The sequence below is a fragment of the Paradesulfitobacterium aromaticivorans genome, assembly GCF_054657415.1.
This window is the reverse complement of sequence record NZ_BAAHYT010000011.1, coordinates 950,252-966,075: the sequence shown is the minus strand read 5'-3', so window position 1 is coordinate 966,075 and position 15,824 is coordinate 950,252. Positions and strand designations below refer to the sequence as shown.

General features: G+C 45.7%; 15 protein-coding genes, 3 tRNA genes and 1 riboswitch. Of the genes, 10 read left to right on the top strand and 8 right to left on the bottom strand.

All coding sequences use genetic code 11. The features are described 5' to 3' along the window. Positions 1 to 4 precede the first annotated feature (4 nt). Positions 5 to 568 (top strand): IS1634 family transposase, encoded by a 564-nt coding sequence (locus ACYQ2N_RS21410; protein ID WP_460001466.1) that lies wholly within the window; start codon positions 5 to 7, stop codon positions 566 to 568. A 197-nt stretch (positions 569 to 765) separates the two neighbouring features. On the opposite strand, the gene ACYQ2N_RS21405 is transcribed toward ACYQ2N_RS21410, so the two are convergent. Beyond that, positions 766 to 839 (bottom strand) — tRNA-Trp (locus ACYQ2N_RS21405). Positions 840 to 1,141: 302 nt separating this feature from the next. Between ACYQ2N_RS21405 and ACYQ2N_RS21400 the strand changes: the two genes are divergently transcribed. Both ACYQ2N_RS21400 and ACYQ2N_RS21395 read left to right on the top strand, forming a co-directional pair. Next, the gene (locus ACYQ2N_RS21400; protein ID WP_460001465.1) at positions 1,142 to 1,975 is read left to right on the top strand and encodes a PHP domain-containing protein; all 834 of its coding nucleotides are present in this window, start codon (positions 1,142 to 1,144) and stop codon (positions 1,973 to 1,975) included. Positions 1,976 to 2,101: 126 nt separating this feature from the next. Continuing rightward, on the top strand, positions 2,102 to 2,986 hold the full coding sequence (locus tag ACYQ2N_RS21395; RefSeq protein ID WP_460001464.1) for a BON domain-containing protein: 885 nt from the start codon (positions 2,102 to 2,104) through the stop codon (positions 2,984 to 2,986). A gap of 137 nt (positions 2,987 to 3,123) precedes the next feature. Here ACYQ2N_RS21395 and ACYQ2N_RS21390 read toward each other — a convergent pair whose 3' ends face one another. From ACYQ2N_RS21390 to ribD, 5 genes are all read right to left on the bottom strand, one after another. Further along, positions 3,124 to 3,732, bottom strand: a complete 609-nt coding sequence (locus tag ACYQ2N_RS21390; protein ID WP_460001772.1) for a sigma-70 family RNA polymerase sigma factor — start codon at positions 3,730 to 3,732, stop codon at positions 3,124 to 3,126. A 127-nt stretch (positions 3,733 to 3,859) separates the two neighbouring features. Beyond that, on the bottom strand, positions 3,860 to 4,321 hold the full coding sequence (gene ribH / locus ACYQ2N_RS21385; RefSeq protein ID WP_460001463.1) for a 6,7-dimethyl-8-ribityllumazine synthase: 462 nt from the start codon (positions 4,319 to 4,321) through the stop codon (positions 3,860 to 3,862). Between the two features lie 83 nt (positions 4,322 to 4,404). Beyond that, positions 4,405 to 5,607, bottom strand: coding sequence for a bifunctional 3,4-dihydroxy-2-butanone-4-phosphate synthase/GTP cyclohydrolase II (locus tag ACYQ2N_RS21380; RefSeq protein WP_460001462.1), 1,203 nt, complete (start codon positions 5,605 to 5,607; stop codon positions 4,405 to 4,407). Positions 5,608 to 5,669: 62 nt separating this feature from the next. After that, the gene (locus tag ACYQ2N_RS21375) at positions 5,670 to 6,317 is read right to left on the bottom strand and encodes a riboflavin synthase (RefSeq protein WP_460001461.1); all 648 of its coding nucleotides are present in this window, start codon (positions 6,315 to 6,317) and stop codon (positions 5,670 to 5,672) included. A gap of 51 nt (positions 6,318 to 6,368) precedes the next feature. After that, positions 6,369 to 7,475 carry a bifunctional diaminohydroxyphosphoribosylaminopyrimidine deaminase/5-amino-6-(5-phosphoribosylamino)uracil reductase RibD gene (ribD, locus tag ACYQ2N_RS21370; RefSeq protein WP_460001460.1) on the bottom strand — a complete coding sequence of 369 codons (1,107 nt, stop codon included), beginning with the start codon at positions 7,473 to 7,475 and terminating at the stop codon, positions 6,369 to 6,371. Between the two features lie 182 nt (positions 7,476 to 7,657). Beyond that, positions 7,658 to 7,772: riboswitch (FMN riboswitch) on the bottom strand. Between the two features lie 249 nt (positions 7,773 to 8,021). Here ribD and glpK point away from each other — a divergent pair. After that, positions 8,022 to 9,521: a glycerol kinase GlpK gene (glpK, locus tag ACYQ2N_RS21365; RefSeq protein ID WP_460001459.1), complete on the top strand. Its 1,500-nt coding sequence runs from the start codon at positions 8,022 to 8,024 to the stop codon at positions 9,519 to 9,521. A gap of 70 nt (positions 9,522 to 9,591) precedes the next feature. On the opposite strand, the gene ACYQ2N_RS21360 is transcribed toward glpK, so the two are convergent. Continuing rightward, positions 9,592 to 10,155: a GNAT family N-acetyltransferase gene (locus tag ACYQ2N_RS21360; RefSeq protein ID WP_460001458.1), complete on the bottom strand. Its 564-nt coding sequence runs from the start codon at positions 10,153 to 10,155 to the stop codon at positions 9,592 to 9,594. 145 nt (positions 10,156 to 10,300) lie between these two features. Here ACYQ2N_RS21360 and ACYQ2N_RS21355 point away from each other — a divergent pair. Continuing rightward, positions 10,301 to 10,376, top strand: a tRNA-Thr gene (locus ACYQ2N_RS21355). A gap of 211 nt (positions 10,377 to 10,587) precedes the next feature. Here the strand turns inward: ACYQ2N_RS21355 and ACYQ2N_RS21350 are convergent. Beyond that, positions 10,588 to 10,664 (bottom strand) — tRNA-Pro (locus ACYQ2N_RS21350). Positions 10,665 to 10,893: 229 nt separating this feature from the next. On the opposite strand from ACYQ2N_RS21350, the gene ACYQ2N_RS21345 reads away from it, so the two are divergent. From ACYQ2N_RS21345 to cooS, 5 genes are all read left to right on the top strand, one after another. Then, positions 10,894 to 11,745, top strand: a complete 852-nt coding sequence (locus tag ACYQ2N_RS21345) for a DegV family protein (RefSeq protein WP_460001457.1) — start codon at positions 10,894 to 10,896, stop codon at positions 11,743 to 11,745. Positions 11,746 to 11,794: 49 nt separating this feature from the next. Continuing rightward, the gene (locus tag ACYQ2N_RS21340) at positions 11,795 to 12,061 is read left to right on the top strand and encodes an NUDIX hydrolase (protein WP_460001456.1); all 267 of its coding nucleotides are present in this window, start codon (positions 11,795 to 11,797) and stop codon (positions 12,059 to 12,061) included. 77 nt (positions 12,062 to 12,138) lie between these two features. After that, the gene (locus tag ACYQ2N_RS21335; protein ID WP_460001455.1) at positions 12,139 to 12,348 is read left to right on the top strand and encodes a hypothetical protein; all 210 of its coding nucleotides are present in this window, start codon (positions 12,139 to 12,141) and stop codon (positions 12,346 to 12,348) included. A 608-nt stretch (positions 12,349 to 12,956) separates the two neighbouring features. Continuing rightward, a complete protein-coding gene (locus ACYQ2N_RS21330) occupies positions 12,957 to 13,721 on the top strand; it encodes an ATP-binding protein (protein WP_460001454.1) in 765 nt (254 codons plus the stop codon). A gap of 68 nt (positions 13,722 to 13,789) precedes the next feature. Further along, positions 13,790 to 15,808: an anaerobic carbon-monoxide dehydrogenase catalytic subunit gene (gene cooS, locus ACYQ2N_RS21325; RefSeq protein ID WP_460001453.1), complete on the top strand. Its 2,019-nt coding sequence runs from the start codon at positions 13,790 to 13,792 to the stop codon at positions 15,806 to 15,808. Positions 15,809 to 15,824: the final 16 nt, after the last annotated feature.

Sequence of the window (15,824 nt, the reverse complement as noted above, 5' to 3'; positions counted from 1 at the left end):
GGGTGTGCAGGCCTTTTTTAAGATAGACTTCGACGGCCAAACGCTTTCGTTTGGTCATGAAGAACAGGCACTGGCCAAAGAAGCTTTACGGGATGGCAAGTTCGTCGTCAAGACCAATACTGACTTGCCTGCAGCGGAAGTTGTGCTTTCTTACAAGACTTTGATGAACATCGAGCGAGCCTTTAGGGAAATCAAGAACTTCCTGGAAGTCGGTCCACTTTACCACTGGAATGAAAAGCGGGTTCGCGGTCACATGTTTATTTGCGTCCTGGCCAACTTTTTTGAGCAGGAACTGCAGCTACTGCACAGGCGACAGTGGCAAAAAGAGGCTGAAAAGATCCAACTTATCTCTGATGAGGCTGAACGAAGCCAAAAACAGGAGGAATTAGACAGCCGCTGGTACACAAGAGAGCGAATTGTTGAGGAGTTAGCCCGCTGGCATGTGCTAAAGGGCGAATTTCTGGGCAGAGAGTTTCTGAGTGTACCACCGCCAACACCGCGGGTCCAGCGGATGTTTGCTGATGTGGGAATTCCGCTGCCATTAAAACTTATCCCTTTGACTAAATAAACTGGAGTCGTCCTCTTGCTCTTGACTAGCATAATCTCTTCAACTAACCCCGCGAAATCGCGGGGTTAATTAGCATGTAGTGCAAACTTGCACCCACAAACCCTTGGTATTGCTAGGGTGCTGTCAAACTCGGGCTAAAAACTACAAACCCAACAAAATAAAAAACCCCGCAAAGCCTTGCGGGGTCTGATTTCTCTTGGCAGGGGATGCAGGAGTTGAACCCACACTAACGGTTTTGGAGACCGCTGTTCTACCATTAAACTAATCCCCTGTATTCCCTCCCAAAATAGTGACGAATTGAATTATAACTGAAATCACAGAGCGTGTCAATAATAATTACAAATAATGTATAAATTATTTACGAATTATTTGCTAACCAATATTTGTTTATGAAAGTGTGTTAATCAAGCTGACTTTTCCTCTTAAAAGTATTCGGCTAAGTAAAAGTTGTTCCCCAAAAATTTTAAGCTAAAAGAAGCAACAAGCAGGATTTTATGTCTGAAAGCCAGAATAGCCTAACAATGGTTCAAAATAAAATAAGTTAGTCTAACCCGGCAGAGGGGAGCGCTTTTGGTGAAAATTGATCTGCATGTGCATACTGAGGAATCTGATGGAGTTCATTCCGTAGAAGAAATTGTAAAGCTTGCCCTTGACAATCAAGTAGATGTTCTAGCTGTTACAGACCACGAAACCACGCAGGGAGTCGGGAAAGCGCAAGAACTTGTATCAGCATCTGGCTCAAGCTTAAAAATAATCCCGGGCGTGGAGTTTTTGACTTCGTATAAGGGCCAGGAAATTCATCTTTTGGGATACTTCGCAAGCGTTGAAAATCCTCTTTTACAAAGCCGCTTAAAAGAGCTGCGGGACTTAAGAACGCAATTGGCGTACGACATGGTAAAACTTTTGCAACGGGACGGTTTTACTCTTGAGTGGCAAAAGGTAGAGAAGGAAGCCAGTTTTGAAGGAGCGGTGGGCAAGGCTCACATAATGAGAGTTCTTTATCATATGAATAAAGGGCTCACCGGGCAGGAAATACTTAGCTACTTTCAGCCCGGTGGGCCAGCTTACCTGCCCTTTCTTAAGCACCCTTATGAGGAAGCAGTTGATTTAGTCTACGGGTGCCAAGGGCTGCCTGTTCTTGCTCACCCAGGCCTTATTCATAGACAGGAATTAGTTAAGGAACTGCTGACTGCCCGTACGACCGGACTTGAAGTCTACTACGGATATTGGGAAAATCGGCAAACCTTAATTAATCATTATGAACAACTGGCAAAAGAAAAGGAGCTTCTGGTTACGGGGGGCAGTGACTACCATGGACCCTTCAGTCGGGTGACGATGGGAGATTTGCCTATCCCGGTAGCGGTAGTTCATAACTTAGAGAGATATTTTAAGAACAAGCTCATTTAAGACTTTCAGTAAGTATATTAATTTAGGCTTGCACATATTTAGATGGGATATATGGAGTTAGAGTAATTTCTGAGCTGGATAAAAAATTTCCTCCGGTGAGAAAATAAGCGTACTGGAGGGAGATAAATGCAGAAGCGTTCCGAGAAAGAAATACTTACAGATTTGAAAGAATTAATGCAAACGCATTTTGGAGAAAGCGGAGAGGGAATCCGCTTTGAAGTGCGGGGTGACAGGGTTAACCTGTGGGGCACAGTTGACAGCCTGGCGGAGAAAAATTTTATAGGAGATAGGGTTTCCCGTGTTGATGGGGTTCAGGAGCTTGACAACAGTTTAACAGTCGCATTGGATGGGGAGATAGATGACAAAGATATTGAAGAAGAAATAATCAGGCACTTTGGGCAATCGAGGTATTCAGAAATTCAAAAGCTTGGTTGCCAGGTCAGCCGTGGGATTGTTACTTTACTGGGACATGTGGAAACGCGCAGCACAGAGAGGCTCGCGCAGAGACTAGCTATGCAGGTGCGGGGAGTTAAGGAAATTCGCAGCGAGATTCAGATGTTCGATAAGTATGTGAATGATGCAGCTCTGGTTAACATGGTAGAAGATGTCATGGTCGATTCCCCTTGGGTTAATGCCCAGGAAATAAAAACATCTGCTCGTAAAGGTGTGGTTACATTAATCGGTCTGGTGGACACGCAAGAGGAACTCGAGTGGGCAGTGGAAACTGCTTATCAAGTGCCGGGAGTTAAAGCTGTGGTCAGTGAAATATTCACCCGCCACCGTTCTCAAGGGGAAGATTTGCGCCTGACGGAACAGTTAGTGGCTGAACTTGGTCGGCACGGGCTTAACTCTGCCCAGGTCCGGGCTGTGGTGCAAAATAGGATAGCATTTTTAACTGGAGAAGTGTATTCGGATGAAGACCGGGAGATTGCGGAAACTCTTGTGCAAAACATTCATGGAATCAGCCAAGTTAACAATGCCATTCAGGTGGCTACCCATTGGAGTAAGTAGGCTACTCGTGGCCAACAAAAGTTCTAATACGAAAAGGCATTAAAGCCGTTTTCTCAACGAGAAAGCGGCTTTTCAGGAAAACGATTGGATAAATCCGATCCAGGGGTCTGGACTGCCAGCGTGAGGAAGAATGTGTGTTAGCCGGCAACCTGACGGGACCGGTATTGCATAGTCTTACGCCTGATTCTTTGAATAGCATTATCCAATGACTTAGGAGTCAAGCCGAAGCGCTCAGAAACTTCCCGTTGTTTGTAACCGGCGATAAAGTGATAATGAAAAACTAAACGCTCCAGTTTGGAAAGATCCTGACTTAAGTCCTGGATAAGACCGCGGGCTTCATCAATGGCAATGACTGTTGTTTCCGGGTTCTCCATGTTAGACATCGTATTAAGAAAACTTTCTTCTTGATCATCTGACAGGGAGTTATTGAGTGAGAACGCTTCATTAAAATTAAGGTGCTTTTGTCTGTTATGTGCGCGCAGGCTGTCGATGAGCTTACGTTTAATAACCATGCGCAAGAAGTGGCGAAATGGGATCTTGGAGTCTAGTTTATAAGACAAGACTGCTTTATAGATCGCGATCCGCCCGTCTTGAATAAGGTCGTCATAATCAGCTCTTTGCAAAAAGTATTTACACGCAATTTTACGGATTTCCGGCTCGTAATAACTGATCAATTGGTTAAAAGCTTCTTGATCTCCTGAGTGAGCGGCATGTAGCATAGTTTTTTCTTCCTGGGGTGTCATCATCTGTGCAGTCAATGGCGCTCAGCTCCCTTGTCAAAAAATTAGACACTTGTTCTACTATATGAGTCTAATTGAGAATTATGGCTGTGACAAGGAAAACTTTGTGGACATAAAACCATATAATGGAATATTAGATTTGGTGCAGTAAATTCGCAGTTTCCACAGCCGTTACAGCAGCATCAAATCCTTTGTTGCCCGCCTTCGTTCCGGCTCTTTCAATTGCTTGTTCAATGTTGTCTGTTGTCAGCACTCCAAATATTACCGGAAGCCCTGTCTGTAAAGAGACATTAGCAACACCTTTGCTTACCTCGGCACTGACATAGTCGAAATGAGGGGTAGCTCCCCTAATAACAGCCCCTAGGCAGATCACAGCGTCATAACGGTTAGACTCGGCCAGTTTTTTAGCCAGGAGCGGAATTTCGAAGGCTCCCGGAACCCAGGCTATTTCGATATCTTCATCATTCACTCCGTGACGCCGTAAAGCATCGAGAGCGCCTGCAAGGAGCTTGCTTGTAATAAATTCGTTGAAACGGGCTGCGATAATGCCGAATTTCAGACCGTCACCTACTAAATTCCCTTCATAAACTTTCATTATTTCAGACCTCCTAAGCGCTTAAATTTACCTTGGGGTGGTATTAGTGCCTTGATTTTAGGCTGTTTAATTTTGTTAAACGGTTAACGCACGCCGGTTAAATAATGACCCATCCTAATTTTTTTAGTATTTAGATAGCGGGCATTTTCAGGTTTGGGGGAAATCTCAAGCGGTACCCTTTCCACAACCTCGAGGCCGTATCCTTCCAAACCGACAATTTTGCGCGGATTATTCGTCATGAGGCGGACTTTGGTAATACCCAGGTCAGCCAAGATTTGCGCGCCCACGCCGTAGTCACGCAAGTCCGGTGGGAAACCCAAAGCTAAATTAGCTTCCACAGTGTCTTTTCCTTCTTCTTGCAGCTTATAAGCTTTAAGCTTGTTTAAGAGTCCGATGCCGCGGCCTTCTTGGCGCATATAGAGAAGTACGCCCCGGGTTTCCCGTTCAATCTGATCGAGGGCTGCGCTCAGTTGTTCCCCACAGTCACAGCGCCTGGAGTGAAAAACATCCCCGGTAAGGCATTCAGAATGCACTCTCACTAATACCGGTTCCCCGTCATTAACCGTGCCCTTGACTAATGCCAAGTGCTCTTGGTTGTCCAAGAGGGAGCGGTATCCTACAGCCCGGAAATCTCCGAAATCTGTGGGTAAGTGAATGCTTTCTACCATTTCGACTAATTTCTCGATTTGGCGGCGGTAACGAATAAGGTCTTTAATTGTGATTAGTTTGAGCTCGTGTTTGTCTACGAATTTCAGAAGATCAGGAACCCGGGCCATGCTCCCGTCTTCATTCATGATCTCGCAGATTACGCCTGCGGGCTGCAGACCGGCGAGGCGGGCTAAATCAACTGCTCCTTCTGTATGACCTGCGCGCACCAGGACTCCACCTTCGCGGGCGCGCAGTGGGAAAATATGTCCGGGACGCCGCAAATCTTCGGATTTGCTTTCAGGGTCCATCAGGATCTTCACGGTATTTGCCCTTTCAAAGGCTGAGATTCCGGTAGTGGTGTCGGCACCGTCTACGCTTACAGTGAAAGCGGTCCCGTGAGGGTCGGTATTATGATGTACCATGGGATCGAGTTTGAGAGCTTCAATGCGTTCCCCTGTAAGAGGCACACATATGAGCCCGCGGCCATGCGTGGCCATAAAATTAATGGCTTCCGGGGTAGCTTTCTCTGCGGCCATCAAGAGATCCCCTTCATTTTCGCGGTCTTCGTCATCCACTACGACAATCATGCGGCCAGCCCGAATATCTTCGAGGGCTTCTTCAATCGTATTAAAAGGCATTTTGATCTCACTCCTATCCTTAATAATTAGTCTCCCCTAGAAAATTACCATAATTTGCGTCCCTATAAGAACCCATTCTGGGCCAGAAAATCAAGGGTGAGGCTGTTTTTTTTGTTGTCTTCCGGTTTGGCTAGGAAACGGGCTACGTACTTACCAATTAAGTCAGTTTCAAGATTGACCCTGTCTCCGATTCCTTTTTTGCCTAAAGTTGTTTCACTGAAAGTATGGGGGATAAGTGATACTGAGAAAAATTCCTCAGTAACTTTAACAACGGTTAGGGATATCCCATCAATAGCCACTGAACCTTTGGGAAGAATATAGGGAAGAAGGGAGGGCGGGGAATTGATTTCATAAACTTTGGCAATTCCTACGGAATTAATGCGTGTAATGGTGCCGACCCCGTCCACGTGGCCACTGACTAAATGCCCGCCCAGCCTAGTCTGGAGCTGAAGGGCGCGTTCCAAGTTTACCGGGCTTCCTTGCTTAAGTTCAGCCAGATTAGTCTTATGCACGGTTTCAGCCATCACATCCACGGTGAATTCCCTGGAACTTAGGCGGATTACGGTGAGGCAGACGCCGTTAACTGAGATGCTGTCCCCGATTATAGTCCCTTCTAAAACTTTGCGGGCTTTAATAGTGAGTTCAGCGGATTCAGGCAAGAGCTTAATGTTTTCAACATTTCCGAGTTCTTCCACAATACCTGTAAACATTAATTCACCTCACTTTTCCGGAAATATAGCAGATATCCTCTGATGAGAAGTTCACGGATTGAGATATGCGGAAACGTGTAAATCCCCGGTATCCATGCTTACTTCCAGTCTGTGCAGGGAGGGGGCCTCTGCTAAATGTTCTATATGAAAGCCTGCCAGCGGGGAGGGTCCATGCCCGCCGATTAACTTCGGAGCCAAAAAGAACTCTATTTTGTCGACTAACCCGGCTTTAACTAAGCTTCCAGCCAAAATCCCCCCGCCTTCAAGGAGCACACTGTTCCACCCTCTTTGGTTTAGATCGCGCATAAGAGTTGTCAAGGGAACGTAACGCTCGTCTGGGTATTGCCATACTTCAACACCCAGTCTCTGCCTGAGGGCATTAATTTTTGAGGCCGGGGCCGCTGCGCTGGTAGCTATGATGCACGGAGCAGAACTTGAAACAAGTAGCACTTGAGCATCTTCAGGCAGGCGCAGTTTTCCGTCCACGATTAAACGTACAGGGTCGCGAGCGCCCGATACCCGGCAGGTGAGGGCCGGGTTATCTTTAACTACCGTTTCACTTCCTACCATAACTACATCATAGTAATTGCGCAGACGGTGGACATATGCCCGCGACTGTTTGCTGCTGATCCAGCGGGACTCTCCTGTGGCCGTAGCAATTTTCCCGTCAAGGGAAAAAGCGGCTTTGTACAGTAAGAAAGGAAGTCCCTTCGTAATGGCTTTGATGAATGCTTCATTGAGGCGGGTAGCTTCCTCCGCTAACAGCCCTGTCTGGACGGCAATTCCTGCTTGTTCAAGGCGCTGTATCCCTTTGCCTGCCACCAAGGGATTAGGGTCAACCATGGCCACCACTACCCGGCTTACTTGGGCCCGAACCAAAGCATCAGCACAGGGAGGAGTGCGGCCAAAATGGGAACAGGGCTCAAGGGAAACATAAACAGTCGCGTTTTCAGCCATACTCCCGGCAGCAGCCAAAGCATGAACCTCAGCATGCGGTGTCCCTGCTTGATGATGATAACCTTCCCCGACAATGCGTCCATCCTTGACAATAACACACCCTACCATCGGGTTGGGGCTTGTTCTCCCTCTGGCCAAAGCGGCAAGTTCTAAAGCTCTTTTCATATAGAATTCATCTTGAGAGGAAAATTTTTCTTTCATGCTCAATTCGTCACTTTCTATATATCATTACTCTTAGTGTTAGCAGGCGGGCAGATAAAAACACCCGGATTCCTCCGAGTGTTAGCTAATCTAAAGAGAAGATTGGTCAAGTGTTGAAAAGGTTAGGCAAGCATGAGCACATGCAAATGCTAAAAATTTGCCATGGCTGAACCCTTATCAACAACATCCTCTTCCCATCCAGACTATACTGTCGGCCCCGGAATCACACCGGATCAACCACAAAGGCTCGCGGGCTATACCGCCGGTAAGGATTTGCACCTATCCCCAGAGGATAAACACTTTTTAATTTTGAATTTATCTTACTTCATTTAGAAGTATTTAGCAAGAGCTACTTCTCCATTTACAAGCGCGTCAGATACAAAGGAAGTAATGTTTTTAGCAGTGCAGGATATGGCTTGACTTTTAGCGAATACAGTTTCAGAACTTAACACTAGAACTATATATTAACTCTATATGCAATTGACACAATGGCTGTTTACAAAACAGGGTATTACTAAAAAGAAAGGGGCGGAAACCAGGCAGGGTATGGCAAAGTCATATATCTTGGCTCTGGATCAAGGAACAACAAGTTCGCGTGCCATTCTGTTCGACCGCGAAAGCAGGATTGTTGCGGTCGCGCACCAAGAAATTTCGCAATACTACCCACAGCCGGGCTGGGTGGAACATGATGCTGTGGAGATTTGGCAGACCCAGTATCAAGTGATTGAAGAGGTGCTGGCCCAAAGTGGAGTTCAGCTTTCTGAGATTGCCGCGGTCGGAATTACCAATCAGCGTGAGACTGCTTTGCTCTGGGATAAAAATTCCGGCGAACCCATTTACCATGCGCTTGTGTGGCAGTGCCGGCGCACAACAGAGATAGTAGAAGAATTGAAAGCCAGAGGCTGGTCTGACAAAATTCAGGCGAAGACGGGGCTTATTCCTGATGCCTATTTTTCTGCCACTAAAGTAAAATGGCTCCTTGACCGGGTGCCAGGAGCGCGGGCCAAAGCGGAGTACGGAGAATTGCTGTTTGGCACAGTTGATACCTGGCTTCTGTGGCGGCTGACCGGGGGCAAGGTGCATGCTACAGATTATTCTAATGCCTCCCGCACAATGCTCTATAACATTCATGACCTGTGCTGGGATGAGGAGATATTACAAGCCCTTGACATTCCCGCCGGAATCCTGCCGCAGGTTAAGGCATCGAGTGCAGTGTACGGGGAAACAGAATATGGCATCTTTAAGGGGCTGGGTGTGCCGGTGGCCGGTATCGCCGGTGATCAGCAGGCTGCTTTATTTGGGCAGATGTGTTTTGCTCCCGGCATGGCCAAGAACACTTATGGTACAGGTTGTTTTATGCTGATGCAGACCGGGCAGAAAGCAGTTAAGTCCGGGAACGGCCTCTTGACTACTATAGCCTGGGGAGTGAACGGCAAAGTAGAATATGCCCTTGAGGGAAGTGTCTTTATTGCCGGAGCTGCTGTGCAGTGGCTGCGTGATGGTTTGAAAATAATTAAAACTGCTCCAGATTCTGAAAAGCTTGCTCTGCAGGTTCCGGATTCTGCCGGAGTTTACGTGGTGCCTGCCTTTACGGGGTTGGGCGCGCCCTACTGGAACATGAGAGCCCGAGGCGCTATTTTCGGTCTTACCAGAGGTACGGGCCCAGCTCATTTGGCCCGCGCTACGCTCGAATCTTTAGCTTACCAGACTAAAGACGTCCTTGAAGCTATGCAAGCAGATGCTGGCCTTGAGTTACAGGCTTTGAAGGTGGACGGTGGAGCTGCAGCCAATAACTTCTTGATGCAGTTTCAAGCTGATATCTTGGGGGTGGCGGTGGAACGGCCACAGGTCTTGGAGACGACCGCTTTGGGAGCGGCATATCTGGCAGGACTTGCTGTAGGCTTCTGGCACGATCAAGCTGAATTGGCCATAGCCTGGCAACTTGATCAGAAATTTATACCCCAGATGATCGCACAGCAAAGAGGTAAGCTTTACCGGGGCTGGCAAAAAGCAGTGGTGCGCACCCTGGATTGGGAAGAAGAATAATAGTGTAATGTCAATCCCCTAATGGTTGAGGTTAGGATGGAAGCAACCGGCGTAACAACAATTCACCGGGTCAGGATTTTGGCCGCTGCTTATGGTTTAATGCCCAGATAGATTCAAATTCTTCTTTAAGAAGGCCCATTAGAATTGCATCATGGTACTCTCCCATGACATAACGCGCTCCCCTCTGTCTGCCTTCAATTTTGAACCCTACTTTTTCGTAAGCCTTAATAGCCCTGGTGTTGCCATCCCATGTATCAAGGGAAAGGCGGTGCAGATTCCACTGCGCAAAGAGAAAGTGGGAGAAAGTAAGCAAGGCATCCGTGCCATACCCTTTACCCCAGAAACTCTTGTCCCCGATGGTGATAAAGAGGGTAGCGGAGCGCGCGGGAATATTAAATTCACGAAAACCGATTATGCCGATAAGGTTGTTATCTCCGTTGAGGACGGCAAAGCGCTGCCCATCTGTTGATTCCTGTAAAAATTTTTCTCTTAGCACTTCTTTGTTAAACATGGTGTTTAAGGGCCAAGAACCGCTGGACCACAGATTAACTTCTTGGTCATTATACCATTCATATAGGGTGTCAATATCTTCATCTTCCAGGGGACGAATAACAGTCTTCTTCCCTTTTAGCATAACATCAGTCTTCCTTCCATTTCTACTAGTACGTTAACCTACTACTATTATAGGAAAATAATACAATCTGTAAAATCTCTTTACTTGTTCTTGCAAGAATTAAAACAGCATGCTATTATATTTAAGTGTTCCGGTTCGGACACATGCCGACGTAGCTCAATTGGCAGAGCAGCTGATTTGTAATCAGCAGGTTGCGGGTTCGAGTCCCATCGTCGGCTCCATTTTTTTAAAGAAAAAATCCCCGCGTCCGGGGATTTTTAGCATTACGCAACGTCATATCTTTTTATTAGCTTTTTTCTTTACTTAACAATACGTACACATGCATGTTCTTTCAGTGGGTTGACCTGTTTCTTTAAATCAAAAACGTGTTACCCTGGCGGCTTAGCTGTAAGTAGCTAGGGATAACACGTTTAACTCTTCTTAGAATAACGATGGTCGGGGCGACAGGATTCGAACCTGCGGCCTCTTGGTCCCGAACCAAGCGCGCTACCAAACTGCGCTACGCCCCGTTTCTCTCAGAACGTGTATTATCATAGCAAACTGAATCTGGCCTGTCAAGTAATGTTTTTCATTGGTTGCTCTCTAACAGGGTATAAGGTATACTAAAACAAATTTTATGCTTAATAGACAATTCCTGTACTTAAGTCTTCTATTAGATTTTCCAGTTTTTGTTTTTTCAGAGTTCTTTTTTAAGATTGCATTAGAGCTAAAAATCATATGAGATGGAGGGATAAGAGATTGGGTAAAACCGCTATAGTTATGGATTCTACCGGATACCTGACTCCGGATATCCTTACAGAATTTAATATACAAATAGTACCGCTTACAGTCACTATCGGAGTTGAAACATTTGCGGAGACAGAGTTGGGGAATGAACAGCTTTTAGCTAAGATCCAGGAAACGGGGAACTTTCCATCCACTTCCCAACCACCGATTGGGGCATTTTTGGATACTTACGAACACTTATTTGCGCAAGGTTATGAAGAAATTGTCAGCATTCATATATCTCAGGCCATTAGTGGTACCTTTAGATCTGCCCAAATGGCGCGGGAGATGATGTCAAAAAAAAAAATACATGTTATTGACTCCGGTTCAGCAGCCTTGAGCTTCGGTTTATTAGGGTGGTTTGCCGGAGAAATGGCCCACGCAGGGGCTGGGGCCGAGGAAATTGTACATAAAGTTGAAGAGTTAAAGCCACAGACGGAGTTATACTTTATTGTGGACAGCCTGGAAAACCTTAGACGGGGCGGTAGAATCGGCGGGGCATCCGCTCTCTTAGGCACCTTGCTCCAGATTAAACCAATCCTCTATATCAATACTCAAGGGGAAATTGATGTCTTTGATAAAGTGCGCTCGCGCGCCCGGGCTTGGCAGAGAGCCTTGCAAGAGTTAGAGAGGGCTGTGGCTGACGGCCGACGCTACCGCATCTGTGTCCAACACGTGGCTATCCCCGTGGAAGGAAAAAAGATTCTGGATGAAATAAAAAATAAGTTCCCCGGACATGAAGTCAAGCTTTTTGAAGCCGGAGCGGTCATTGCTACGCATGTCGGCCGCGGTGCCTTTGGGATATCATTTCAACCGTTAGCATGAACGTACGGGGACGCTTTGCTCCTAGCCCCAATCCTGAAGGAGAATTTTCATGTCCCAGCTAAAATGGCTTGATGTTGTGGCTTTAATCATGTACGAAAATGATCTAGTTATTACAGTTGAACATCTAGCGCGCAAAGCTATACGTCTGCACGTTTTCTTGGCTCCGAAGCCAATAGAAGTTTTGACGCCTCATGTTCATGCCCAGGAGAAATGGGTAAAAATCAGCGAGCTTGGTCAACTTCCTCTGGCTCCTGCAGATATAGAAGTGGCGCAGACTCTGCTTGTACGTTGGAGCGAAAGAAACGTATTATCTTGAGAAGTTTTGCGTGTATACTTAAGCGGTTTGCCAGGTATGCTAACAGCGATATCTCAACATGACAGGAGTGAAGCAGGATGTCTGAGATGCCGCCGCGAAAATACCTCTGGCAACTGGCTGATTTCAACAATATGGATCCCAGCTTATTGTGGGAAGAGACAGATGAAGGCTTGAATAGCAAAGCGGACGAGCTAATTCCTCAGGTGGATAGCTCTCTCCTAAACAGTAATATCCTAAGCAACAGTTTTGACCAAACCGGCCCTTCGGAAACAGAATATGAAATTTAAGCTCAGGGGCTACGCTTAGCTTTTTTCTTAAATCTAAAAAATATAAACTTTATTCGGGGATTTTGTTATAGTTTTGTTTATGACCGCAGCCGCTGCTTGTTAACTCTTTAAAACAAGTGGTAACTGCGGTTTTTGCATTTTATATTATTGCTTAGACACCTTAAGGGGTATGTTTTCCGCACTAATAAAAACTGGGCTTTGGGGCAGAATGAGTAGGTGGTAGCAATTTTACCACTTTTTTGCTAATAATCTTAAGTGGTAATTATGCGAAAAATTAAAACTTTCAAGTGTCGAATATACTAATTTTTTAAAAATAAAGCCAATAATATAATTTTATTATTTTAATAAATAACTTAAAAAATAGAATCTTTTTTCACAAAGAAGGATTCATTAGTTTTAACATCGAACATTCAAACAGAAAATAATACAATTCACCCCTAAAAAAATGCTGCTCAACCCGATTAAAAAATTTTCTGAATGTTTGAAGGATTTATTGTATTAATTTAGAATTGTGGTAAAATAAGCTTTGCAATAGTTGCAAAATTTCTTTGAAGTTAAGAAACTGGTTTAATTTGAACTAAACTACGAACTAAAAGGGGTTAATGAGGATGAAAATTGCTGTATCTGGCAAAGGAGGAGTAGGCAAGACCACATTTGCCGCGAATCTGGCGTACTGGCTGGCTGACAAGGGATTAAATGTTCTGGCTGTGGACGCTGACCCTGATGCAAGCCTGGGAACAGTACTTGGAATTTCTGAAGATGTCTTGGCTGATCTAAAACCAATTGTGGATATGAAAGAATTAGTAGAAGAAAGAATGGGTGGAAGCGGAGCTTTTTATCCACTCAATCCCCAAGTGGATGATATTCTCGATGACTATTCCATTCCCCTTGGACCTATCCGTTTCTTTCGGATGGGGAATATCAAAGGGGGTGGATCTTCATGTTATTGCAAGGAAAATAGTTTCCTGCACGCCTTGGTTAATTCCTTAATTCTTGGAGAAGAAGACACTGTTATTCTGGATATGGGTGCAGGGATTGAACAACTGACCCGCGGCACTGCCCAAGGGGTAGATGTGTTAGTGATTGTAACAGAGCCCAGCAAAGTCAGTGCCCAGACTGTAGGCGTAATTCAGAAGCTCGCCTTGGAACTGGGAATTCCCAGGGTTGTGGTAGTTGGCAATAAAGTTCGTACCTCTCAGGAAGAGAGTTTTCTTAGAGACCGCTTTTCCGCAGCAGAGCTTGTGGGGATTGTGCCCTACAGCAACGAACTGTTGGAAATGTCTATCAACACAGGCACTAGTCAGTTGCCTGCGGGGTCTCTAGGTTCACAACTAGATAAAATTTATCAGGAAATTGTGAGGGAAGGGAGATGACGGGTGAAGGATTTTCAGCCAACATCAAAATGTGAGGAAATTCATCTTTAGAAAGAGGAGGTTGTATCATGCCAAGATATCGGGATTTAACACATACTGCTCGGCCTTCCGATGCACCGCGTGTAATTGATCCCAAAAATCCGCTGAGGACCGCTGATCCCGGCGCTGCCCAGATGTTGAAACTGGCGCAGGAAAAGAAGATTGAGACCGCTTTTGACCGCTTTGTTGCTCAACAGCCCCAATGTCAATTTGGTTACAAGGGTGTTTGCTGCCGCATTTGTATTGCCGGCCCCTGCCGGGTTAAAGCGGATGACGGTCCGGCCAGCAAAGGAATATGCGGGGCTACCGCCTATACAATTGTTGCACGCAACTTGGTTCGTTTGATTGCCGGTGGAACCTCGTCCCACTCAGAGCACTCCCGTCATGTATTGCATACGGCTCATGCAATGACTGAGGGCCATGCGCCTGACTATCAAATTAAATCTCCGGAAAAACTTCATAAATTAGCCGAAAAACTCGGCATATCAACCCTTGATAGGGGCGACATGGAAATTCTTTCGGATGTTGTTGAATTGGGTTATGCTGATTTTGGCCGTTATCAAGAACGTCCATTGGCATTTTTAGATAGCTTTCTGACTGAAGGACGACGCAAGAAGTTTGCGCATACGAACATCATGCCAAGAGCTATTGATGGTACAGTCACTGAATTGATAGCGCAAACAGCGATGGGCGTTGACGCCGACCCTGTTAATATTATTTTCGGCGGATTAAAAGCATCGCTTGCAGATTTAGCCGGTGAGTATATCGGTACAACTCTAAGTGATGTTCTTTTCGGAGTGCCGGAACCGATTGTTTCTGAATCCAATTTGGGTGTGATTAATCCCAAGATGGTTAATATTGCAGTTCACGGTCATAATCCAGTTTTAAGTGAAATGGTTGTGGCTGCAGCCAGAAAGATGACGGATGATGCAAAAAAAGTTGGAGCTGAAGGCGTAAATATTGTCGGCATCTGTTGTACAGGAAATGAATTATTAATGCGTGAAGGCGTTTATTTAGCTACCTCGTCAGCTTCACAAGAAATGGCTATTATGACAGGTGCACTAGATGCCATGGTGGTTGACATTCAATGTATTTATCCTGCAGTCCAGCAAGTTGCCGAATGCTTCCATACAAAGATAGTCACAACGGAAAGCATTATGAAAATTCCTGGATCGCAGTATTTGGCTTTTAATGCGAATACTGCGATGGAAGATGCTAAGAAACTTGTTAAGATTGCAATTGAGTCATATAAGAACAGAGATCCCAAAAAGATATCAATTCCAAGCGAAAGACATAAGTTAGTTGCCGGTTTTAGTATAGAGGCTTTGACTGAGATCTTTGCAAAGATTAATCCTGAAAGGCCTATTTCTGTTCTCACTGATGCCATTTTGAGTGGACAAATTAAAGGGGTTGCACTTATGGCTGGTTGCAACAATCTAAAACGTCCGCAAGATGATGGTCATGTTGCGGTGTTGAAGGAATTGGTTAAAAATGATGTATTCGTCATTGCCACCGGCTGTTCGGCGGGTGCCTATGCAAAACTTGGTCTAATGTCACCGTTGGCTGTAGATGCTTATGCTGGATCTGGACTAAAGAGCTTCCTGAAGACGTTGGAAAATGCGAATCCGCAACTTTCTACAGGCTTGCCTTTAGTATTCCATGTAGGAGCTTGCGTTGATAATAGTCGTGGGATGGATTTGGCGATTGCCATGGCGAATGAGTTGGGAGTTGACGTTCCAAAGGTTCCTTTTGTGGCTTCTGCACCGGAAGCGATGCATGAAAAAGCAGTAGCTATTGGCACTTGGTGTGTAACAATGGGCTTGCCAACACATGTTGGTTCAATGCCTCCGGTTGAGGGTAGTGATCTGATTTACGGAATTACCACTCAAATCGCTCATGATGTGTATGGGGGCAATTTCATTTTCGAGATGGATCCCGTGATTGGGGCGCGTAAGCTGCTGGATGCCCTGGAATATCGGAATTGGAAACTGGGTATTCATAAACAAGCTGCTGATAAATTTAATACTTCACTCGCTCAAGGGTGGTAAGGAAAGGAGGAATGGT

Excerpts from the sequence above, each read along its gene's own strand:
- ACYQ2N_RS21395 (WP_460001464.1), top strand. The coding sequence starts at position 2,102 with ATGCAGAAGCGTTCCGAGAAAGAAATACTTACAGATTTGAAAGAATTA.
- ACYQ2N_RS21390 (WP_460001772.1), bottom strand. The coding sequence starts at position 3,732 with ATGATGACACCCCAGGAAGAAAAAACTATGCTACATGCCGCTCACTCA.
- ribH (WP_460001463.1), bottom strand. The coding sequence starts at position 4,321 with ATGAAAGTTTATGAAGGGAATTTAGTAGGTGACGGTCTGAAATTCGGC.
- ACYQ2N_RS21380 (WP_460001462.1), bottom strand. The coding sequence starts at position 5,607 with ATGCCTTTTAATACGATTGAAGAAGCCCTCGAAGATATTCGGGCTGGC.
- ACYQ2N_RS21375 (WP_460001461.1), bottom strand. The coding sequence starts at position 6,317 with ATGTTTACAGGTATTGTGGAAGAACTCGGAAATGTTGAAAACATTAAG.
- ribD (WP_460001460.1), bottom strand. The coding sequence starts at position 7,475 with ATGAAAGAAAAATTTTCCTCTCAAGATGAATTCTATATGAAAAGAGCT.
- glpK (WP_460001459.1), top strand. The coding sequence starts at position 8,022 with ATGGCAAAGTCATATATCTTGGCTCTGGATCAAGGAACAACAAGTTCG.
- ACYQ2N_RS21360 (WP_460001458.1), bottom strand. The coding sequence starts at position 10,155 with ATGCTAAAAGGGAAGAAGACTGTTATTCGTCCCCTGGAAGATGAAGAT.
- ACYQ2N_RS21340 (WP_460001456.1), top strand. The coding sequence starts at position 11,795 with ATGTCCCAGCTAAAATGGCTTGATGTTGTGGCTTTAATCATGTACGAA.
- ACYQ2N_RS21335 (WP_460001455.1), top strand. The coding sequence starts at position 12,139 with ATGTCTGAGATGCCGCCGCGAAAATACCTCTGGCAACTGGCTGATTTC.
- ACYQ2N_RS21330 (WP_460001454.1), top strand. The coding sequence starts at position 12,957 with ATGAAAATTGCTGTATCTGGCAAAGGAGGAGTAGGCAAGACCACATTT.
- cooS (WP_460001453.1), top strand. The coding sequence starts at position 13,790 with ATGCCAAGATATCGGGATTTAACACATACTGCTCGGCCTTCCGATGCA.